The 19,628-nt window shown below is 64.5% G+C and carries 21 protein-coding genes; 11 read left to right on the top strand and 10 right to left on the bottom strand.

Annotated elements, in window-relative coordinates; all coding sequences use genetic code 11:
- Positions 1-63: 63 nt before the first annotated feature.
- From ACUXST_RS00175 to ACUXST_RS00160, 4 genes are read left to right on the top strand one after another with little or no spacing between them, the layout of a single operon-like run.
- On the top strand, positions 64-429 hold the full coding sequence (locus ACUXST_RS00175; protein ID WP_458387933.1) for a hypothetical protein: 366 nt from the start codon (positions 64-66) through the stop codon (positions 427-429).
- 1 nt (position 430) lies between these two features.
- Positions 431-706 carry a DUF5985 family protein gene (locus ACUXST_RS00170; protein WP_458387932.1) on the top strand — a complete coding sequence of 92 codons (276 nt, stop codon included), beginning with the start codon at positions 431-433 and terminating at the stop codon, positions 704-706.
- Positions 707-710: 4 nt separating this feature from the next.
- Positions 711-974: a DUF5985 family protein gene (locus tag ACUXST_RS00165; RefSeq protein ID WP_458387931.1), complete on the top strand. Its 264-nt coding sequence runs from the start codon at positions 711-713 to the stop codon at positions 972-974.
- 53 nt (positions 975-1,027) lie between these two features.
- Positions 1,028-1,300, top strand: coding sequence for a chorismate mutase (locus tag ACUXST_RS00160; RefSeq protein ID WP_458388978.1), 273 nt, complete (start codon positions 1,028-1,030; stop codon positions 1,298-1,300).
- Here ACUXST_RS00160 and ACUXST_RS00155 read toward each other — a convergent pair.
- From ACUXST_RS00155 to aroA, 4 genes are read right to left on the bottom strand one after another with little or no spacing between them, the layout of a single operon-like run.
- Positions 1,264-2,121, bottom strand: a complete 858-nt coding sequence (locus ACUXST_RS00155; protein WP_458387930.1) for a shikimate dehydrogenase family protein — start codon at positions 2,119-2,121, stop codon at positions 1,264-1,266. The genes ACUXST_RS00160 and ACUXST_RS00155 overlap by 37 nt on opposite strands.
- Positions 2,122-3,216, bottom strand: a complete 1,095-nt coding sequence (gene aroB, locus ACUXST_RS00150) for a 3-dehydroquinate synthase (protein WP_458387929.1) — start codon at positions 3,214-3,216, stop codon at positions 2,122-2,124.
- Positions 3,217-3,220: 4 nt separating this feature from the next.
- Positions 3,221-4,279, bottom strand: a complete 1,059-nt coding sequence (gene aroC / locus ACUXST_RS00145; protein WP_458387928.1) for a chorismate synthase — start codon at positions 4,277-4,279, stop codon at positions 3,221-3,223.
- The gene (aroA, locus tag ACUXST_RS00140; RefSeq protein ID WP_458387927.1) at positions 4,276-5,583 is read right to left on the bottom strand and encodes a 3-phosphoshikimate 1-carboxyvinyltransferase; all 1,308 of its coding nucleotides are present in this window, start codon (positions 5,581-5,583) and stop codon (positions 4,276-4,278) included. The genes aroC and aroA overlap by 4 nt, the downstream gene beginning before the upstream one ends.
- A 301-nt stretch (positions 5,584-5,884) precedes the next feature.
- On the opposite strand from aroA, the gene aroF reads away from it, so the two are divergent.
- Genes aroF through ACUXST_RS00125 form a run of 3 tightly spaced genes read left to right on the top strand, consistent with a single transcriptional unit; the run spans position 5,885 to position 9,017 of the window.
- Positions 5,885-6,901, top strand: coding sequence for a 3-deoxy-7-phosphoheptulonate synthase (gene aroF, locus ACUXST_RS00135; protein ID WP_458387926.1), 1,017 nt, complete (start codon positions 5,885-5,887; stop codon positions 6,899-6,901).
- Entirely contained in the window at positions 6,898-8,445 is a 1,548-nt protein-coding gene (locus tag ACUXST_RS00130; RefSeq protein WP_458387925.1) for an anthranilate synthase component 1, read from the top strand. The genes aroF and ACUXST_RS00130 overlap by 4 nt, the downstream gene beginning before the upstream one ends.
- On the top strand, positions 8,442-9,017 hold the full coding sequence (locus ACUXST_RS00125; RefSeq protein ID WP_458387924.1) for an anthranilate synthase component II: 576 nt from the start codon (positions 8,442-8,444) through the stop codon (positions 9,015-9,017). Before ACUXST_RS00130 ends, ACUXST_RS00125 begins: the two co-directional genes overlap by 4 nt.
- On the opposite strand, the gene ACUXST_RS00120 is transcribed toward ACUXST_RS00125, so the two are convergent.
- The 5 genes from ACUXST_RS00120 to ACUXST_RS00100 form a co-directional block, all read right to left on the bottom strand.
- Entirely contained in the window at positions 9,014-9,550 is a 537-nt protein-coding gene (locus tag ACUXST_RS00120) for a shikimate kinase (protein ID WP_458387923.1), read from the bottom strand. The genes ACUXST_RS00125 and ACUXST_RS00120 overlap by 4 nt on opposite strands.
- Positions 9,531-10,025: a type II 3-dehydroquinate dehydratase gene (locus ACUXST_RS00115; protein ID WP_458387922.1), complete on the bottom strand. Its 495-nt coding sequence runs from the start codon at positions 10,023-10,025 to the stop codon at positions 9,531-9,533. Before ACUXST_RS00115 ends, ACUXST_RS00120 begins: the two co-directional genes overlap by 20 nt.
- 55 nt (positions 10,026-10,080) lie before the next feature.
- Complete coding sequence (locus ACUXST_RS00110; RefSeq protein ID WP_458387921.1) at positions 10,081-10,656, bottom strand: GNAT family N-acetyltransferase; 576 nt, start codon at positions 10,654-10,656, stop codon at positions 10,081-10,083.
- Entirely contained in the window at positions 10,631-12,361 is a 1,731-nt protein-coding gene (ggt, locus tag ACUXST_RS00105; RefSeq protein ID WP_458387920.1) for a gamma-glutamyltransferase, read from the bottom strand. Before ggt ends, ACUXST_RS00110 begins: the two co-directional genes overlap by 26 nt.
- Before the next feature lie 143 nt (positions 12,362-12,504).
- The gene (locus ACUXST_RS00100) at positions 12,505-15,423 is read right to left on the bottom strand and encodes a TonB-dependent receptor plug domain-containing protein (RefSeq protein ID WP_458387919.1); all 2,919 of its coding nucleotides are present in this window, start codon (positions 15,421-15,423) and stop codon (positions 12,505-12,507) included.
- 195 nt (positions 15,424-15,618) lie between these two features.
- Here ACUXST_RS00100 and ACUXST_RS00095 point away from each other — a divergent pair, with 195 nt between their 5' ends.
- Positions 15,619-16,914 carry a hypothetical protein gene (locus ACUXST_RS00095; RefSeq protein WP_458387918.1) on the top strand — a complete coding sequence of 432 codons (1,296 nt, stop codon included), beginning with the start codon at positions 15,619-15,621 and terminating at the stop codon, positions 16,912-16,914.
- Here the strand turns inward: ACUXST_RS00095 and ACUXST_RS00090 are convergent.
- Entirely contained in the window at positions 16,800-17,252 is a 453-nt protein-coding gene (locus ACUXST_RS00090; RefSeq protein ID WP_458387917.1) for an SET domain-containing protein, read from the bottom strand. The two genes, ACUXST_RS00095 and ACUXST_RS00090, sit on opposite strands and share 115 nt — an antisense overlap.
- A gap of 194 nt (positions 17,253-17,446) precedes the next feature.
- Between ACUXST_RS00090 and ACUXST_RS00085 the strand changes: the two genes are divergently transcribed.
- From ACUXST_RS00085 to ACUXST_RS00075, 3 genes are all read left to right on the top strand, one after another.
- Positions 17,447-17,953: a PilZ domain-containing protein gene (locus tag ACUXST_RS00085; RefSeq protein WP_458387916.1), complete on the top strand. Its 507-nt coding sequence runs from the start codon at positions 17,447-17,449 to the stop codon at positions 17,951-17,953.
- A 214-nt stretch (positions 17,954-18,167) separates the two neighbouring features.
- On the top strand, positions 18,168-18,431 hold the full coding sequence (locus tag ACUXST_RS00080) for an acyl carrier protein (RefSeq protein WP_458387915.1): 264 nt from the start codon (positions 18,168-18,170) through the stop codon (positions 18,429-18,431).
- Positions 18,428-19,627 (top strand): acyl-CoA dehydrogenase family protein, encoded by a 1,200-nt coding sequence (locus tag ACUXST_RS00075; protein ID WP_458387914.1) that lies wholly within the window; start codon positions 18,428-18,430, stop codon positions 19,625-19,627. The genes ACUXST_RS00080 and ACUXST_RS00075 overlap by 4 nt, the downstream gene beginning before the upstream one ends.
- Position 19,628: the final 1 nt, after the last annotated feature.

Raw genomic sequence — 19,628 nt, 5'->3', positions numbered from 1 at the left:
CCTGCCGGAGCGGGCCGCTAGGACGCCCCGCATGCGGCAAGAGCAGGCAGCAACCGGGCAATAGTGGCCCCCGACGAGGATCTCCTCCGTTTCGTTACCTCCAGCTTCCCCTCAATCTGGACGCTGGAGCTGTTGCTGGTCCTGAAGCGGGACCGGCGTTCGTGGTCGCATCAGGAGCTCGTGGCCGCTCTGAGGGCAAGCGACCTGGTGGTCAGCAATGCTTTGGCCTCGCTGGTCGCAGGGGGATTGGCGTCGTTGGGATCAGAGGGGGCGATCTACATGCCGGCGAACGACGACGTTGCGTCCTATGTCGAACGCACCGAAGCCCTGTACGGCGTGCGCCCGGACGCGGTGCGGCGCGCGATCGTGCGCGGCGCCAGCCGCAGTGCAAGCGTGTTCTCCGATGCTTTCCGGCTCAGGAGGGACTGACGTGAGCGCCCTCTTCCCGACGGTAGTTTACATCCTGTGCTTCCTGACGAGCACGGCCTGCGCCTGGCTTCTCGGCCGGAGTTACCTCCGCGCCCGAGCCCAACTACTTCTGTGGAGCAGCATCTGCTTCGTTTTGCTCGCGCTGAACAACCTGGTGCTCGTCATCGACCTGGTCGTCCTCCCGACCGTCGACCTGCGCCTCCTTCGACTGCTCCTCGCGCTTGCGGCGGTCTGCGCATTGCTGTTCGCGTTCATCTGGGACCTTGAGGAGGAATGAGCGCGTGATCCTCTATAATTTCCTGTCGGGAGCAGTGTCCCTCGGCTTCTTCGCCTCGGCGCTATTCTTCCTCCGATTCTGGCGGAACAGCAGGGACGAGCTGTTCGTCAGCTTCGCCGTTGCCTTCGCACTATTGGGCGTTGGTCAGGCGGTCCTTGCGCTGGCCAATATCCCCGAAGAGGAGCGTAGCTCGCTCTACCTGATCCGCCTCCTGGCTTTTTCCGTCATCCTCTTCGCAATCATCCGGAAGAACCGGTCAGCCGCGTGACCTCAGAAGCGAACAGCGAGCAGCCCGTCGTGCGGCCGGAAGACTGCCGCAACATGGCGGAGGTGCGCGCCGGAGTGGACGCGGTCGACCAGTCAATGGTGCGGCTTCTACGAGAGCGCTTCGGCTACATGGACGCTGCAGCCAGGATCAAGCCCGTGCGTGGGGACGTTCGGGACGAGGCGCGCAAGGCGCAGGTGCTCGAGAATGTCCGCAGGGCTGCGGTCGAGGCCGGCATCCCGTCAGACCTCGTCGTCCAGCTCTATGAGCAACTCGTCGAAGGCTCGATAGCCTACGAGTTCGACAAGTTCGATGCGCGGACCGGGTGATTGCCGCGAGGCGCGAGGCGCTCCAGTAAGGCGTCATCGGCCGCTGGCGCCGGGCTGCCGAAGAATAACTCGAACGCTCGCGCAGCCTGGCCGAGCAGCATCGTCAGGCCGTTCACCGCCCGTCCTCGCGCGCTCGCCAGGAACTCCGTCTCGACAGGCTGGTAGACCATGTCGAACAGGGTTGCGCCCGCAAGAGCGGCCGATGCGGCGATCACCTCTTGGGGGACAGGCGGAAAGCCCTCCATTCCGAGCGGGCTGGCGTTGATGACTGCAACGCAGCGTGGAAGCAGCGCCGGAGCTGCTCCCAACGCACCGATCTCGACGACGCCGGGGGCCAGGGATCGCAATGGCTCCGCTTTGTCCAAGTCACGCACCAGAATAGCAATTTCTGCAACCTTTCGGCTGGAGAGATAGGCCATCGCAGCACGGGCAGCACCGCCGGCTCCGATCAGAGCGGCCCTACGGCCCTCGAGTACGGTCGAATCAAGGGCCGCGGCGATACCGTCGACGTCTGTATTGTGACCGGCGAATCCCTGGATGCCTGACACGACGCAATTGACGGCCCCCACTAACGCAGCGCGGTCGTCGAGGTAATCCAGGTGCCGAATGACCCTCTCCTTCAGCGGGATCGTCACATTGCAGCCGCGCCAGTCCGGATCGTTGCGCCGCTGGCGCAGGTAATCTTGAAGCTGTTCGGGCCGGACCTGGGTCGAGCGGTATTCGCCGGTCAGTCCAACGCGGTTCAGCCAGTCGTTGTGGATCAGCGGCGATTTGGATTGCTCAACCGGATCGCCGATCACCTCGGCATAGGGGACGCCCACCTATAATGCCTGGTCGAGGAACGCAGCGACTTCGGCGAGGTCGACGTCACGGTCGATCATTGCCTCGCCGATACCCTTGGCGAGGATGAACGCCGTCCGGCCCCCCTGCCGCTTCTTGTCGTGCTGCATGTGATCGGCGAGCCGACGCCCCTTGCCGCTCAGGCCCAGCGAAGAGAGCTTCGTCGGAAGATCGACTGCGTCGAAGTGGGCGCGCACCCGCGCTGCGTCCGCGGACGTGCAAAGGCCCCGCTCGACGGAGAAGTCGAACGCAAGCACGCAGCCGAGCGCCACGGCCTCGCCGTGCAGAAACGCGTCGGAGTATCCGCTCTCCGCCTCGAGCGCGTGCCCGAAGGTGTGGCCGAGGTTGAGGAGTGCCCGCCGTCCGCTGGTCTCGCGCTCGTCCTGTTCGACAATGTGGGCCTTGCCTTTCACAGCCCTGGCGATCGCGCTCGACCGAACCTCCGCATCACCCGCGAGCAGCTTGGGTCCATCCCGCTCGAGCAAGTCAAAGAAGGCGCGATCTTCAATGAGGGCATATTTGACGATCTCGGCGTAGCCGGCGCGCACTTGCCGATGATCCAACGTGTCCAGAAGAGACGGGTCGATCAGCACCAGCGAAGGCTGGTGAAAGGCGCCGGCAAGGTTCTTGCCCGCCGCGACGTTGATCCCCGTCTTGCCCCCAACGGAGCTATCCACCTGGGCAAGCAGGGTCGTCGGAAGCTGGACGAACGGGCAGCCGCGATTGACGATGGCGGCCGCGAAACCGGCGAGATCGCCCACAACGCCGCCGCCGAACGCAATGATGTGATCGGTTCGCTCGACTCCAGCCGCAAGCAGAGCATCGACGACCTGCTGAAGGCCGGACCAGCTCTTGCTCTCCTCGCCGGCCTTGACGACGATTGGAACCGCCTCGTTCGGACCCAGCCCGGCGCGGAGCCGCGGACCGAGGGTGGACCAGACTAGCTCGTCACTCACGACCAGGATGCGGCCGTCACGTGCAAGCGGCGCCAGATAGTGCCCGGCACGATAGAGCAGGCCGTCGCCAATCAGGATTTCGTAGCTGCGCGCGCCGAGGGGGACGCTGATCTTCTCCATCAGCTCAGCCGCACTGCGCGCGGTGGAGCAGCTTCTGGTCGGCAAGCACCAGCGCCATCATCGCTTCAACGACGGGAACCGCGCGGATGCCGACACATGGGTCATGCCGGCCGGTCGTCGCGACCTCCGTTTCGTTACCGGCGCGATCGATCGTCTCGACGGGCGTGCGGATCGAGGAGGTGGGCTTGAACGCCACTCTAGTCACGATCGGCTCCCCAGTCGAAATGCCGCCGAGAATGCCCCCGGCGTGGTTCGACAGGAACGTGGGCCCCGCGCGCATGGCATCAGCATTCTCTTCGCCCCGCAGCCGTGCGGCAGCGAAGCCGTCGCCGATCTCCACGCCTTTGGCCGCGTTGATCGACATCATCGCTCCTGCAAGTTCGCCGTCGAGCTTGGCGTAAACGGGCGCGCCCCACCCGGCAGGCACCCCTTCCGCGACGCACTCGACCAAGGCTCCCAGCGACGAGCCCGCCTTGCGTGCCTCGTCGATCATCCGCTCCCAGCGGAGTGCAGCCTGTGCGTCAGGGCAGTGGAGCGGGTTGTTCTCGATGGCATCTCGATCGGAAGCCGAAGGATCGATCCGGTCGCCGCCGATCTCGACCAGGTACGCGCGGATACGCACTTCTGGGATGATCAGTCGCGCGACTGCGCCTGCGGCTACTCGTGACGCTGTTTCACGGGCCGAGCTGCGACCGCCGCCGCGCCAGTCGGCGAGACCGTACTTGGCTTCATAGGAGTAGTCGGCGTGGCCCGGGCGGTAGGCTCTCGCTACTTCCGAATAGTCCTTCGATCGCTGATCTTCGTTCTCGATCATCAAACTTATCGGCGTGCCGGTTGTCCGGCCCTCGAAAGTGCCGGACAGGACACGGACCTGGTCGCTTTCGCGCCGTTGCGTGGTGTGGCGGCTTGCCCCCGGGCGGCGCTTGTCGAGCCAAGGCTGAATGTCGCCTTCCGACAGGCTCAGCCCGGGCGGACAGCCATCTACGACGACGCCAATCGCCGGCCCATGGCTTTCGCCCCATGTCGTCATTCGCAACATGCGGCCGAACGTGTTGAAGCTCATTCGGTGCCTGCTCCGAGAGAACGCATCAGCGGCACGAAGCCGGGGAAGCTCGTTGCGATCATCTCGGCGCTGTCCACCGTGACCGGATTGTCGGCGGCAAGACCGACAACGAGGAAGCTCATGGCGATGCGGTGATCGTCGTGAGCTTCGACCTCTGCTCCGCCGGCGGGTGGACCGGCAAGCCCTTCGACGACGAGACTGTCTCCCTCTTCACGGGCCTCGACGCCGCAGGCACGCAGCCCAGCCACGATCGCAGCGAGGCGGTCGCTTTCCTTTACCCGCAATTCGGAGAGCCCGTGCATGACGGTGCGGCCTTCAGCGAACGCGGCGGCGACCGCAAGTACGGGATATTCATCGATCATCGACGGCGCACGCCCGGCGGGCACCTCGACACCGCGCAGCTTCGAAGCTGCAACCATCAGGTCGGCGATCTCTTCCCCACCTGCGGTTCGCTTTTTCTGGACCCGTATGTCGGCGCCCATCTCCTGCAAGGTCGCCACCAAGCCGGTGCGGAGCGGATTCACCATCACGTTGCGGACTGTCAATTGCGAGCCAGGGACGATCAGCCCAGCGACTATCGGGAACGCTGCCGAGGACGGGTCGCCAGGCACGCGAACCTCCGCGCCCTTGAGGTTCCGCCGCGCACCGAGGCGGATCACGCCATCGCGGCATTCCACCTCGCATCCGAAGTTTCGAAGCAGATTCTCGGTGTGGTCCCGGCTTGGCGAGGGCTCGAACACTTCGACATCGCCCGAAGCCCGAAGCCCGGCCAGGAGGATGGCTGACTTCACCTGCGCGGACGCCTTCTCATTGACGAAACGGATGCCCTGAAGATCCCCCCCTTGGATCGTGATCGGCAGGGCGCTCCCATCCGTTCGCGCGCCCATCGTGCGCAATGGAGCAAGCACCCGCTCCATCGGCCTGCTGCTGAGCGATGCGTCGCCCGTGAAGGTGGCGCGCATCGGAAAGCCCGCCGCTGCGCCCATCAGCAGGCGAACGCTGGTGCCGCTGTTACCGCATTCGATTGGTGACGCCGGACTGCGCCACACGCAGCCGCGGACCCGCCATTCTCCCGGGCCGAGCCGCTCGACCTCCACCCCAAACGAGCGCACAGCGTCGGCCGTGTGCAGAACGTCGGCGCCTTCGAGGAGGCCACTGATCCGCGTCTCGCCGTACGCCAGCCCGCCCAGGATGAGCGCACGGTGAGATATCGACTTGTCTCCCGGAACCTCGACATCGCCGACCAGCGGGCCGGCACGAGTCCCAACCAGCCGTGAGGCAGAGATTTCGAGCAACTCATTCATTTGGCCGGTCCTTCAGGGGCTACCATGTCGAGGGAGCGGGGATTTGGGTCAATGTACCGCAGCGTCGTGCGTGACTTTTCTCTCAGCGGGGAGCTTGACCAGTGCGTGGACGGATAGCATTGTAATTCAGATGCTTCAGGTTCGCTCCGCACAGACTTGGTGGCGCTGGTCCCCAGCCAATCTCGCGGCGCGCCCAATGAACGGATAGACGGAAGAGCCACTCTTCCAAGCCTAGCCTTCCCAGGACCCGCCGCGACCCGGCGGGTTTTTTCATGCCCTCGACAAACGGACACCCAAGACAATGATCATCGTTCTCAAGCGCGAAGCGACAGAAGAAACGGCCCAGGAAATCCTCGGCCGGATAGAGGAGAAAGGCCTCAAGCCGCTCTACATGCCGGGCACGGAGCGGATCGTGCTGGGCGCTCTCGGCGACGAGCGCGTGCTTGGTCAGCTCGGCCTGGACGGGCACCCGATGGTCGAGTCGCTCAAGCCGATCCTGTCGCCTTACAAGCTGGTCAGCCGCGAAATGCACCCGCACGACACGATCGTGCGCTTCGGGCGGGCGACGATCGGCGGGACTGGCTTCGCCGTGATTGCCGGACCGTGCGCGGTCGAGACCGAAGACCGCCTCCGCGCAACGGCCAGCGCGGTAAGGGCAGCGGGCGCCGTCGGCATCCGCGCCGGTGCCTACAAGCCGAGGTCCAGCCCCTACTCGTTCCAGGGTCACGGCCCCGAAGGCCTGACGACGCTCCGCACGATCGGGGACGAGCTTGAGCTGCCGGTCGTTACCGAGATCATGGATACGGCTGATGTCGAGGCCGTCGCTGAGAAGGCCGACATGCTCCAGGTCGGCGCTCGCAACATGCAGAACTTCTCGCTGCTCAAGGCGCTCGGAAAGATCGACAAACCGGTGCTCCTGAAGCGGGGGCTCTCTGCTAAAGTCGAAGAGCTTCTGCTCGCGGCGGAGTATCTGCTGGCGGCGGGCAACGAGCAGGTGATCCTCTGCGAACGGGGCATTCGCACGTTCGAGACCGTCACCCGGAACACGCTGGACCTGAATGCCGTCGCTTACATGAAGCAGAAGACTCACCTGCCCGTCCTGGTCGACCCGTCGCACGGGACCGGGGTTCGTGACCTTGTGATCCCGATGTCCTTGGCGGCGGCGGCATGCGGCGCGGATGGCATCCTCGTCGAAGTTCATGAGAACCCGGTCGACGCCTGGTCGGACGGGGCCCAGTCGCTCTACCCGCACCAGTTTGAATGCCTGATGGCCACGCTCGCGCCGATCCTCTCGGCAGTCGGCAGGGAGCTCGCATGAATGCTGCTGCGGACGTGACGGTGGGGACCGCCCGCGCGATTAGCCGGCGCTTGGCTGCGCCTGTCGACCTGCTGGCGTTGTACGCCACGCTGAGCGACAACGGCCGCCGCGCCGACACGGCACTGATCGAAACGACGGCGGGCAGGAGCATCATCGTCGACCAGGCTGCGGTGCGGATCGAGTGTCGCGACGGTGACGTGCTCCTGACGGCGCTGACACCCAACGGTCGGACTGTCCTGGAGATAGTCGGGCTTAAGCTTGCAGATCACGTGACCGCCCGCGAAGCCGATAGGCTGACGTTGACCTACGAATGCTCAACGGCGGTTGATACGGAGGTAAGGCTACGCGCGCCGTCGCCGTTCGACGTGCTCCGGACGATCACGAGCGGCTTGCGGGGCGAGACGGCGGAAGAGGCGATGACCGTCTGCCTCGCGGGCGTGATCGCCTTCGATCACGTTGATCTATTCGAAGAGCTCCCTGCCAATGCTGAGGATCCGACGGGCTTCCCTGACTTCATCTTTTGGCTCGCGGAATCGGCGGTAATTGCGGAGTCAGGGCTCACACCACGCCTCGTTTGCACGGCATTCGGGTCAGGCGATGCAGAGAACGACCGCCGTGCGCACTTCTCGGCCGTCGAGCGGCTTGGCTACCTGGCATTCCGCGCGTCTGACGTGAGAGCGCTGAAGCCGGCCCCGGGTACACCGGTCAGCGTCACGGTGGATCTTAGCGACGAGGAATTCGCCGGCGCCGTCTCGAAGTTGAAGGAGCATATCCTCGCCGGCGACGTCTACCAGATCGTCGCTTCGCGGACGTTCCGCGCTCCCTGCCCGGATCCGCTGTCGGCATTCGCGCGCGTTCGCTCGATCGACCGCAGCCCCTACATGTTCTTTGTCTCGATGACCGACGCTGTCCTGTTCGGCGCCTCGCCCGAAACCTCGGTCCGCGTGACGCGCGAGGCCGGCACGCGCGTCCTCGAAGTGAAGCCCATTGCGGGCACCCGCCCGCGCGGCGTGGACGAGGACGAGGATAACCGCATGGAAGCGGACCTGCGCCTCGACGAGAAGGAGGCTGCCGAGCATATGATGCTCGTGGATCTCGCGCGGAACGACGTGGCGCGGGTGTGCGAGCCGGGCACTCGCCACGTTTCCCACCTGATGAGCCTCGAGAAATACGCGCGCGTCATGCACCTGGTCAGCTCGGTGAAGGGGCTGCTCGCCCAGGGCTATGATGCCCTCCACGCGCTGCAGACCTGCCTCAACGTCGGTACTCTTTCGGGAGCGCCCAAGCTCAAGGCAATCGAGTTGCTTCGCCGCTACGAACGCACACGCCGCGGCGCCTATGGCGGAGCGATCGGCTGGCTGAATGGTCAAGGGCTACTCGACACCGGCGTCGTCATTCGCTCGGCGCTGGTGAAGAACGGGACGGCTTACGTCCGCGCGGGGGCGGGTGTGGTCTACGACTCCGATCCCGTCGCGGAGGCCGAAGAAACCCGCCGCAAGGCTTCGGCCGTCCTGTCTGCAATCGCCGGGGAGCAGGTGCGATGAGCCGCAACGTCCTGATGATCGATAATCACGACAGCTTCACCTTCAACATCGTTGAGGCACTCGAGCGGCTAGGCGGGTCCGTTCGGACGGTCCGCAACGAGATCGCCGCGGTGGATGCTTTCAAGCAAGCCGTGGAGTCCGACGCGATGATCCTGATCTCACCCGGCCCCGGGCGGCCTGAGGACGCCGGCTGCTGCCTGGAGCTGATAGCCGCCGCGAAAGGCAAGGTGCCGCTGTTCGGCATTTGCCTGGGTCAGCAGGCGATGGTGCTCGAGGCCGGCGGCCAGGTGGTCCGTGCGCAGCGACCGGTGCACGGCAAATCGTCACTTCTTGACCATGACGGAGAAGGGCCTTTCGTGGGGGTCCCTAATCCAGCGAAGATCGGGCGGTACCATTCACTAGGCACGCCGAACCCGCCTGCCCGCTTTCGGGTCCACGCGCAGATCGAGGGCATGGCGATGGCGATCAGCGACGCTGAAGCCAAACAGGTCGGCGTTCAGTTTCACCCGGAATCGGTGCTGACGCCGGTCGGGCAGCAGATCCTCGGCAACGTGCTGCGAGACCTGGTTTAGGCCCGCTCCAGCTCGCGCACGATTTTTTCCACGAACTGTTGGGCCGGGTCGTCTGACGTCCTGATGCGGAGATGGGCTTCGATGTAGCTCGCCTGCCGCTGGTGCCAGAGGTCGTGCAACTCGCTTTCGCTCCTGCCGCTCGCGAGAGGGCGCGCGGCCGACCGCTGGAGCCGCGCGAGGAGAATGTCGAAGGGCGGATCAAGCCAGACGGTCACCGCCGCCGCGTTTAAGCGCGTCCTGTTTTCAGGATCAACGAAGGCGCCGCCACCAATCGCGATAACCCGAGGTCCATCTTCGAGCAGGCGTGAGATCACGTCGCGCTCCGCGGCCCTGAACTCAGATTCGCCGGTCGTTTCGAAGATGTCGCTGATGGACATGCCGAAGCGCTCTTCGACCTCCCTGTCCGTATCCACGAACGCTAAGCCGAGCCGCTGGGCGAGCGCGCGCCCGATCTTCGACTTCCCGGCAGCCATGAATCCGACGAGAACGATCGGACGGTCAGTCGCCTTTCCGCTACCCTGTGCCACGGCCATCGAGAATGAATTGAAGTGCAAGGGCGTAGCCTTGGATACCGAGTCCGGAGATCACGCCGAGCGCCGCGCTCGTCGTCATCGTCTCGGCGCGCCAGGCTTCTGCGCGGGCGTGGATGTTGCTGATGTGGACTTCGACCACAGGCGCGCTGCACGCCAGCAAGGCATCGAGCACCGGCACCGAATATGAACAGCCGGCCGGGTTGATGACGATCCCGGCCGAAGCGCGCGCAGCCTGAATCTGATCGATCAAGGTCGCCTCGCTGTTGGTCTGGCTGAACTGCAGCTCGACGCCGGCAGCGTCGCACAGGCGGCGGCAGGATCGCTCGACGTCGGCAAGGGTCGAGGTCCCGTAGATCTCCGGCTCGCGCTCGCCGAGCAGATTGAGGTTCGGCCCATTGAGAACATGAACCTGTCGAGTGGCGGATTGCGCAGTCACGAAGCCCTCATCAGCACTGGTGCGGGCACTGTCGAGCATGTCCCAAGCCTTGGCAATGCTGGCACGCGGTCAAGATCCCCACCGAGCTCGCAGTTCACGGCAGGTCGAGCGTCTTCTCCATCCGCAGGAGCGGCACCGCCACCCCGTCCACCAGTGCCTCAGTCATCGGATCGGCTTCGACGTAGCCGCAAGCGGCATAGAGCGGCACACCCGCCATGGTCGCCATCATCGTCGCTCGCCGGAAGCCGGCCTCCTTTGCCGCAGCTTCGCACAGGTCGAGGACCAGCCGGCCTACCCCGCGCCTCGCAAAGTCCGGATGCGTATACATCGCCCTGATCCGTGCAGGTTCCGTCCGAGGATCCAGAGGCCGGAGCTCTCTCGAGACGACGCTCGCGTCACCTCCGTATAACGTCGACCGCCAACTCCAACCTCCGCATCCTGCAATCCGGCCGCCCTGCTCGACGACGAAGTATGTGCCGTCCCTGACAAGCTGGGTGTCGAGGCCCATGACCTTGTGACTGACCCGAACCTGCTCGGGACGGAGGAAGCTGTCCTGCAGCGTCTCGATCGATAGCCGCATCACCTCCTGCAGCGCGTCGAGATCGTTGAGCGTTGCGAGGCGCGAGGTGAATGCGCCCACCCTATCAATATCCTTCGACGTCACCGACATTGAGCCGCGGATCGAGGGCCCCGTAGAGCCGCTGCTTGCCAATCGGCTTGCCGCCTAGTGCCGGTGCGCCGACGACAATGACAGCAAGCTGGTTGCCGTAGTCAATCGGCACCACCTTGTGGCCCATCGCTTCCAGCCGGGAGATCGTATCGGCGCTCAGCCCGTAGCGTTCGTACCCGACTTCGTCGGGCAGCCATTGATGGTGAATGCGGGGAGCCTCGACGGCCTCCGTCACCGTCATCCCGAAGTCGATCATGTTGCTGATCGTCTCGATGACCGCAGAGGGGATGCGGCTGCCGCCCGGCGTCCCCACCACCATCACCAGCTTGCCGTCCTTGCTGACGATTGTCGGCGTCATCGAGGAGAGCGGGCGTTTGCCCGGAGCGACAGCGTTGTTCGGGCCTTCGATCAGGCCGTACATATTCGGCGAGCCGGGCTTCGCGGAGAAGTCGTCCATCTCGTCGTTCAGGAGAACGCCTGTGCCGGCCGCCGTCACACGGGCACCGAACCAGTCGTTGAGAGTGTAGGTCAGTGAGACCGCATTGCCGTCCTTGTCGACGATCGAAAAGTGAGTGGTGCTTCGGCCTTCCTTGCCGAGCCCCGGAGCGGGCAAACTGGACGACGGTGTGGCGTGCGCGGGGTCGATGCCCTGGCGGAGCGCGGCAGCATACCCCTTGTCGATGAAATGGGCGGTGTCGATCGTCACGAAGCTCGGATCGCCAAGGCTGAGGTTACGATCATGGTAGGAGCGGCGCATCGCCTCGACGAGATAATGTGTCGCAGCCGACGACTGAAAGCCGAGCTTGTCGAGCGGGTAGCCTTCGACGATGTTCAACGTCTCGCACAGCACCACACCGCCGGAGCTTGGCGGCGGTGCCGAGACGATATGGTAGCCGCGGTAATCGCATTCGAGCGACTTGAGTTCACGGGCGTGATAGGTTGCCAGGTCCTGGAGGCTGAAGATCCCGCCGCCGGCTCTGCTTGCGGCGACGATGCGGGCGGCGACTTTGCCCTTGTAAAAGGCGTCCGGTCCCTGTGCGGAGATCGCTGCGAGCGTCCGCCCGAGATCGGACTGGACGAGGCGGTGGCCGGCCTGCCACGGGCGCCCATGGTCGAGGAAGATGGCCGCGCTTGGAGCATCCTTGCGGAAGTCCTCGGCAGCATCGGCGAGCATGCCGGCATCGCCCTGGTCCAGCACGAAGCCGTCCCGCGCGAGATGGATTGCGCTGGCCATCAGTGCGGCGCGCGGCTTGGTTCCGAAGCGCGTCCTCGCGAGCTCGAGGCCCGAGACCGTGCCAGGCACCCCGGCGGCGAGATATCCGCGCCGGCTCCGCTCCGGAACGGGGTTGCCGTTCGCGTCCAGGTACATGGTCGCCGTCGCCGCGGCCGGCGCCGTCTCCCGGAAGTCGATGAACGCGGTCCGCCCGTCGTGAAAGCGGATAGTCATGAAGCCGCCGCCGCCAAGATTGCCTGCTTCCGGAAAGGTCACCGCGAGCGCGTAGGCGACTGCAACGGCCGCATCGACGGCGTTGCCGCCGGACTTGAGGGCTTCGATGCCTGCTTTTGACGCGAGGCGGTTGGCGCTGACCACCATTCCGTGCTCGGATCCGACCGGAGTTGGCGCCGCCGTTTTCGCCGCTGGCGCCCACGCCGAAGTTAGGGTGGCTAGCGCGGCTGCGATCCAGCCCGAACGCCTAGCTTTCATCGGCACTTCTCCATCTTCGGCGAAATCGCTGTTGGAAGCTCACTCCGGCTAAGGGCGTCGGTCAAGCGGGTGAGCTCAAGAAATGGGCCACCCGTTTCCGAGCGGCCCATCATCGTTCGAACCAATCCCTGGAGCTTGCGCGGTTACCGGCCCCGCTCCCCCGTGGCTGCAGGAGGTGGCGGGGGAGGAGGTGGTGGTGGCGCGACTGGCTGAACCATCGGGCATGGAGCCCCCATCTGGACCATGCTGCCATCCGCGCAGGTCTGCATGGCTGGCGGCGGCGGTGGCAGTTCGGCGGGAGGCGGCGCGACATGCGCGACGGACTCGCCGATCTTGGCCCGCAGCCGGACGTACCAGAAGCCTCCGTTGATGCCGAACGGACCACCCGGTCGCGGATAGACCTGACCATCGGCCGTGCTGTGCGTCAGCTCGTAGATCGGGTTGTATGCTGCGGTGTGCCTTATCTTGTCCGGGTGGGTGTTGAACACGTTGCTGGCACCCAGCGTCAGCGTGAACATCCTCGCGAACGTGTAGCTGACGTCGACGTCGGTCGTGAACTTCGACCCGAATTTCTGGGCGGCAGTGATGTTGCCGTTGGCATCTTCGGCCGTCGGATAGTCGACCGCGTCTTCCCACCAGCTGTAGTAATTCTCGCGAACGTTGAAGCCGAACGCACCGCCCGACCAACTGCCCGACAGGGTCGCGCGGTGGTTCGGAGCGAGGTGCGCAACGTCGATGATCTGCGCGGCGCTGATCACACCCGGATCGTACTTGGTGACCTTCGACTTGTTGTAATTGTAGGCAAGTGTGCCGGTGAAATAGCCGCCCATCAGTGAGTGGCGGTACGTAGCGACAGCATCGATGCCCTTGGTGCGGGTGTCGAACCCGTTCGTGAAGTAGTTGACGTTGCCGCCATCACCCACTGCTGCCAGTGCCGGCTCGAGGGCAATGTCCGCCGCTGTCACGTCGAAGTTCTGCGAGATGCCGATGCGGTCTCTCACGTCGATGATGTAGCCGTCGACTGTGACCGTGAACGCCGGGATCGGCCGGAAGACGACGCCCGCCCCGTAGTTCTTAGACTTCTCGGGCTTCAGCGTCGTTGCGCCGTAATATTGCGCAATCAGGCTTTCGACGGGGTAGGTGCCGGTCTGGATCTGGTTACCGGCGACGAAGTTCGTGGTCAGGATCTCGTCGTTGGACTGGCCCGGCGACGGCGCGTGGAAGCCCGTGCCGATCGTGCCGCGCACCGAGAGTTGCGGCGAGATCTTGTACAGGGCATTCGCCTTGTAGACGAAGCTTCCGCCGAACGTGCTGTAATGCTCGTAACGGCCGGCCAGGCCGACGCTTAGCTGCTGCGTGATGTCGGTTTCGAGGTCGCCGTAAACGCCCCAGCTGGTCTGGCTCCACTTGCCCGCCGCTTCAGGGCTGGTGCCGCCGTAGCCGCTTGCACCGGGCGACTTGGCCGCGGTGCAAACTGCACCTGTGGCAGTACAATCAGTCGACGTGCCGGCTAGCGCGTACACGCCAGGCGCGGTCTGGACGTAGAGCGGATACTGAACAGCGTAGGGCCCGCCACTGTATGACTGCACGTCACCGGCCGACTGCCCGTAAGTTTCTTTCCGCGATTCCGCGCCCCAGGCGATCGTCAGCGGGCTGTAGAAGCCGACGTTGATCGGGTAGGTGAAGTCAGCGTTGAGGTTACGCTCTTTCTGGCTGAGCTGACCGAACTGGAAGCTGGTCTGCGATTCCGGCCCGTAGCTCGCGTTGAGCGAGTTATACATGGAGAGCGTCAGCGTGTTCTTGGCAAGCGTCCCGGACAGATCCCAAGTGAGGCCATTGGCGAGGCTGCCCTTGTACCCAGCAGTCCCCCAACGCTCCTTGGTGATGCCAACAAAGCGCGGCGTGAAGCCGGCCGGATAGATGTCGGTGAAGTTGAAGATGTTGGCGTCCTGGACGAAGCCGCCTGCGGGGCAGGTCGCGTTCCCGGCCGGGCACGGCGTCAGGTAGAACGGTGTCGTGAACGCGCCGTTCGCCCCGAGATGACGGGTGACGCCCTCAATGTCGACCGCATCTCCACTGATCGGTGAGCGATAGTTAAAGCTCTCGTTCGCCTTGTTTCTGGCGGCGACGACCGTCAGGTAGACTTGGCTGTTCGGCGTGAGGTCGAAGCCGCTGTTGAGCGCCGCCTTCCACCCATGCTGCGGTGACAGACCCCAGATTTGCGCCGGCAGCGGATAATGCGGCAGCTGGTCGGCAAGCGCCGGATTGTTCTGGGCGAAGATGACGGCGAGCGGACGCGTCTTGCCGCGGCTCGTGCCGTCGTCCTTGTACCACTCGCCGGCGAGATCGATGAAACCAGTGGCGCCGATGCCGATGCCGACGTTACCGGCGATCTGGCGACTCTTGCCGCTGTCGAGCTTGGTGTGACCATGATCGTAGAACTGGCCGTAGCGGGCCTGAAGTTCGACGCCGTTGCGGTCGTTTCGGAGCCCGAAGTTCATGACCCCTGCGATAGCATCGGAGCCGTATTGCGCCGTGGCGCCTTCGCGGAGGACCTGGAGGTTCTTGATGGCAATGGACGGAATTGCCGAGATGTCGGCGCCTTGCGAGCCGAACGACAGCCCGGTGTCGCCACCGGTGTAGACCTGGACGAGCGCCGAGCGGTTGAAACGCTTGCCGTTAACCTGGACGAGGACCTCGTCCCCCGGCAGGCCGCGCAGGGAAGGAGCGCGCACGAAGCTCGAAGCGTCCGAGATCGTGTTCTGCGGGACGAAGAACGACGGGACAACATTCTTGATGGTGTCCAGCAAGTTGGCGGTGGGCTGCTGCGTCAGTTCCGCCGAACTTATGACGTCCACGGGCGAGGCCGAGTTCGTGGAGGTCCGGTCGGTACGGCGCGTGCCGGTGACGACGATCTGGTCCTGTGGAACCGCATCCGCAGTTCCAGCCAGTGGCTCCGGAGCGACCTGCGCGTGAGCAGTGCCAGGAAGGCCGGCGCAAGTCAGAGCCGCGGCTGAAGAGAAAAGCAGATGCCTTAGGTGACGCGTGCGAGTGCCCGTCATGTTAACCCCCCGGTTAGCGCCGCAGTCTTGTTGCAGTGCAACGAGAGAATGCGCCCGCTCCGGGCCAAGTCAATCAGCAGTGGACCTATGCTGCCATCGATTTGGAGGTTCTGTGGTAATCTTATTACAGAACCGTTTCAATTTTAAACCGTGCAGCGTTTCGCCCGTCGAGCTAGCCCTACGGCGATGCGGATATTGGGGATCGCCGAAACCTGTGACCTGGGGTCGATGTACCTTCGGCTGCTTGCCGAAGGTCACGAAGTCCGGGTGACCGTCAGCGAATCACTGGCTGAGGGGACCATGAGGGGTCTCGTTCCCCGTGCGGACAACTGGCGAGACGAGCTCGCGTGGGTCGAGGCGGCTGGAGCCGAAGGTCTGATCCTTTTCGAGGCGATCGGCTTTGGCGCCCTCCAGGACGAGCTTCGGGCCCGCGGCTTCAACGTGGTCGGTGGCAGCGCCTTCGGAGACCGGCTCGAGACCGACCGCGGCTTCGCGCTGGACCTGCTCGGGTCGGCCGGGCTGTGCATCGCGCCAGTGAAGGAGTTCGCGAACTCGCTCGCAGCGCTTGCGGACCTCCAGGCGCGGCCGCGTCGCTGCGTCTACAAGCTCAGCGCATCCGCAGGCGACACCTTCGTTGGGAAGCTGGCGGACGGCAGCGACGTCGCGGCCCTGCTCCGCGCGCGCCCACCAGGCGCAGGCGAGCGCTTTATCCTGATGGATTTCATTAGCGGCATCGAGACCGGTGTTGGCGCCTACTTCAACGGCACGTCGTTCCTCCGGCCCGGCTGCCTGGACTGGGAACACAAGCGGTTCTTCGCCGGCGACATGGGCGAGCTGACGGGGGAAATGGGAACAGTCGCCACCTTCGCGAACTCCGATGCGCTGTTTGAAGCAACTCTGAAGCCACTGGAGGCGCTGCTTCGGCAAGCCGGCCACGTCGGCTACGTAAACCTAAACACGATCGTCAACGAGCAGGGCATCTGGCCGCTCGAGTTCACCTGCCGCTTCGGATATCCGGGCTTCGCCGTGCTCGAGCCTTTGCAGGCTTGTGGATGGGGCGAGCTGTTCGCCGCAATGAGGGATGGTGCCGACCACTTCGAGACCGCCGCCGGTTTTTCCGTCTGCGTAGTCCTGACCACCCCGCCCTTCCCGCTGTCGCGCAAGGAATTCGATAGCCCCGTCGGCTTGCCGGTTCTCACCGGCCACGTAGCCGACGAGCACTTCCATCCAGGCGAGGTGGGCCTGTCCGGAACTCAGTTGGTAACCAGCGGTCTGTATGGTTGGACCGCTGTCGTCACGGGGACCGGTGAGTCGGTCACTGCTGCCAAGGCGGCGGCCTACGCGAACGCCGCAAGGGTTTACGCGCCGAACGTCCGCTATCGGCTCGACATTGGTGATAAGCTGATTGCCGGCGAACTCGCGTTGCTCGAGTCCTGGGGATGGCTGAAGCCGACGCCCTGCAGCCGCACGGCGTCGCAGATCGTCCGGTAGTCGCTGGTCAGCTCCGTTCCCGCGGGGAGGTCGAACGCAGCGACGTCGTCACCGAAAGCAATCCCCAGCGAACGGGTGTTGGGCGACTCCGAGTGATTGAAGTGCCGCCCGTTGTCGCCGCACAGGACCCACAACTTCAAACCGTCGTGCAACGTCGAATAGGTCCGCAGAAACTGCTGGAGCGAGGCGGGCATCTCGTGCAGCTCGGCGTCCGAGAACACCCGGTCGATCCGGCTGTCGAAGCGCCAGATCAGCTGTCCCGCAGCCGCCGGTTCGGTCAGGAATACGCCGATGCCATGGATGGAGCTTGGCCTAAGCTCGGTGTCGACCATCAGCATCGCAGGCGTACCTCGTGAACAAGTCCGGCAGCCGCAACGAACGTAAAAGGACATGGATGCCGCACTGCTCGGTAAATCCTCGGAAGTCTGGATGACGGACGTCAGAGGGCGCCGCGACACAAAATGACCCGTGCCTGCCGAGCGGAAACAAAAAGTTAACCAGTGGCGAAGCAATCCTCGTTGCGGAGGATCCCATGACCGCAGTTCGCGCCCTACTCGATGCAAAGCCGCTAGCCGTCACGGGGCGGGCTGCACCTCGCCGCAAGCTGCATCTGCAGGCGCAGGGCGTCGTCGGCCGCGGTACGACCGACGTGCTCATCATGGACGTTTCAACCACCGGCATTCTTCTGAGAACAACCGGGGACCTGACGAACGGTGAAACGATCGAGCTCGACATGGGCGATCAGGCTGGGATTCCGGCAGTCGTCAGGTGGTCGAGCGGGGATCTCTTCGGATGTCAGTTCAAACGACCGCTTTCGACCGCTGCTGTCAGTGCCGCTTTGCTGCGAGCGCCGCCTGCGGTCTCCTGGCCAGCGCCTGCTCCGGTCGAGCTTGCCGAGCCGGAGAGCAGCCCTGTCGAGCAGCTTTCCCCTGAGACGGAGATCTCGTTTCCACGCAAGATGAGGGCGATCTTCGCCCTTGCGCTTGCGTCATGGGGCCTGGTCGCAGCAGCAATTTGGGTGGTGTGGCAGTTCGTCTAAGCTGAGGCGACCGACCTGTCCCCGCGTTCGCCTGCTGCGGAGCGCAGGTCGTCCGCAGTGTTGCCAAACAAGGTAAACAGTTCGTCAGCCATTCGCGTTGAACACATTTTATCGCCCTACGCGCAACAATGGTCGTCGAAGTCAGAGGTGAGAGTCGTGGGCGCGAAATCCACGCGGCGCCGAAGCTTCTAGCGAAACTTCAGAGGGACCTCGCATGTCGACGCCAGCCACCAACCAGCTGATCCGCGATATTCTCGGCGCGCATGCGCGGCTGCCGGTCGAGGTATCGACGTTGGCGGACAGCGACGATCTATACGAAGCCGGCATGACGTCGCACGCATCGGTCGAGGTTATGTTGGCGCTTGAGGACGGCTTCGACGTCGAGTTTCCCGACGCGATGTTGAAGCGCAGCATTTTCGCTTCGGTGATCAACATCGCGGCCGCGATTGGGCAACTCGACCGCGCGGCTGCCGCATGACAGCGCCGGTCGCTCGGAAGGCTTTCGCTGCCGGTGCGCAGGAGGCTGCCGACGCCGCGTTTTTAGCCGAGGTCGCCAGCATCGCCGATGACGTCGCCGCGAAGCACGCAGGCGACGTCGACGTTCACGCGCGCTTCCCTCAAGAGTGCATGGATGCGCTAAAAGAAGCGCGCGCCTTGTCAGCATTTCTGTCGCCGGAACTTGGCGGCCGCGGCGTCTCGTTTGCTGCGATCGCGGAGGCCTCTTTCACCCTCGGCAAGCGATGCGGCGCCAGCGCAATGGTTTTCGCTATGCACCAGATTCAGGTCGTGACGCTGGCCCGCCACGCCGCCGGCCAGCCATTCTTTGATGATTATCTGCGCCGGGTTGCAGCGGAGCAGCGGCTGATCGCGTCGGTGACCTCGGAAGTCGGCACGGGCGGCGACATGGGAAGCTCGATCGCCGCGATCACTCCAGCCAATGGAGCTGTTTCCTTCGTCAAGCGTGCGCCGACCGTGTCTTATGGCGCCTACGCCGACGATCTGCTGACGACGGTGCGCCGCACGCCGAACGCGCATGCCGGCGATCAGGTGGTTGCCCTTACGATGGCGCGCCAGAATGCGCTGGAGCCGCAAGGCACCTGGGACCCGTTCGGCATGCGCGGCACGTGCTCGCCGGGCTTCATTGTCTCCGCCACCTTTGCCGCCGAGCAGGTGGTCGACCAGCCGTTCTCGGAAGTCGCAGCCCAGTCGATGGTGCCCGTGTCGCACGTGCTCTGGTCGCACCTGTGGCTTGGCATCGCAACGGACGCGTTCGACCGCTCGCGTGCGTTCGTTCGCGCCGTCGCGAAGCGCGAGCCCGGCGTCACGCCACCCGCGGCGACGAAGCTCTCGCACCTCATGGCTGACCTGCAGTTGCTCCGCGCTGAAGTGAAGGCGGGTCTTGCCGACTACGTCGAGCATTTCAACGACCCCGAGTGGCTGATGACGATGGTTGCGGCCTTGCGGTTCAACAACTTGAAGATCGCTGCGTCGGAACAGGTGTCGCACATCTGCCAGGGTGCGATGTCCGTGTCCGGAATTGTCGGCTTCAAAAACGATACGCCGTTTGCCGTCGGGCGCCACGTACGTGACTCCATGTCGGCCTGCCTGATGATCGCGAACGATCGCATTCACGCGACCAACGCAGGCCTGCTTCTGATCGCCAAGGACGTCTAGT

The organism is Sphingomonas sp. F9_3S_D5_B_2, assembly GCF_054263715.1.
Note: the sequence above shows the minus strand (reverse complement) of the source record. Positions and strands in the feature narration are given on the sequence as shown.

Coding starts and splice junctions, on each gene's coding strand:
- ACUXST_RS00160 (WP_458388978.1), top strand. CDS start 1,028: ATGGCGGAGGTGCGCGCCGGAGTGGACGCGGTCGACCAGTCAATGGTG.
- aroB (WP_458387929.1), bottom strand. CDS start 3,216: ATGGAGAAGATCAGCGTCCCCCTCGGCGCGCGCAGCTACGAAATCCTG.
- aroC (WP_458387928.1), bottom strand. CDS start 4,279: ATGAGCTTCAACACGTTCGGCCGCATGTTGCGAATGACGACATGGGGC.
- aroA (WP_458387927.1), bottom strand. CDS start 5,583: ATGAATGAGTTGCTCGAAATCTCTGCCTCACGGCTGGTTGGGACTCGT.
- aroF (WP_458387926.1), top strand. CDS start 5,885: ATGATCATCGTTCTCAAGCGCGAAGCGACAGAAGAAACGGCCCAGGAA.
- ACUXST_RS00130 (WP_458387925.1), top strand. CDS start 6,898: ATGAATGCTGCTGCGGACGTGACGGTGGGGACCGCCCGCGCGATTAGC.
- ACUXST_RS00125 (WP_458387924.1), top strand. CDS start 8,442: ATGAGCCGCAACGTCCTGATGATCGATAATCACGACAGCTTCACCTTC.
- ACUXST_RS00120 (WP_458387923.1), bottom strand. CDS start 9,550: ATGGCCGTGGCACAGGGTAGCGGAAAGGCGACTGACCGTCCGATCGTT.
- ACUXST_RS00115 (WP_458387922.1), bottom strand. CDS start 10,025: ATGCTCGACAGTGCCCGCACCAGTGCTGATGAGGGCTTCGTGACTGCG.
- ACUXST_RS00110 (WP_458387921.1), bottom strand. CDS start 10,656: ATGTCGGTGACGTCGAAGGATATTGATAGGGTGGGCGCATTCACCTCG.
- ggt (WP_458387920.1), bottom strand. CDS start 12,361: ATGAAAGCTAGGCGTTCGGGCTGGATCGCAGCCGCGCTAGCCACCCTA.
- ACUXST_RS00100 (WP_458387919.1), bottom strand. CDS start 15,423: ATGACGGGCACTCGCACGCGTCACCTAAGGCATCTGCTTTTCTCTTCA.
- ACUXST_RS00090 (WP_458387917.1), bottom strand. CDS start 17,252: ATGCTGATGGTCGACACCGAGCTTAGGCCAAGCTCCATCCATGGCATC.
- ACUXST_RS00085 (WP_458387916.1), top strand. CDS start 17,447: ATGACCGCAGTTCGCGCCCTACTCGATGCAAAGCCGCTAGCCGTCACG.
- ACUXST_RS00080 (WP_458387915.1), top strand. CDS start 18,168: ATGTCGACGCCAGCCACCAACCAGCTGATCCGCGATATTCTCGGCGCG.
- ACUXST_RS00075 (WP_458387914.1), top strand. CDS start 18,428: ATGACAGCGCCGGTCGCTCGGAAGGCTTTCGCTGCCGGTGCGCAGGAG.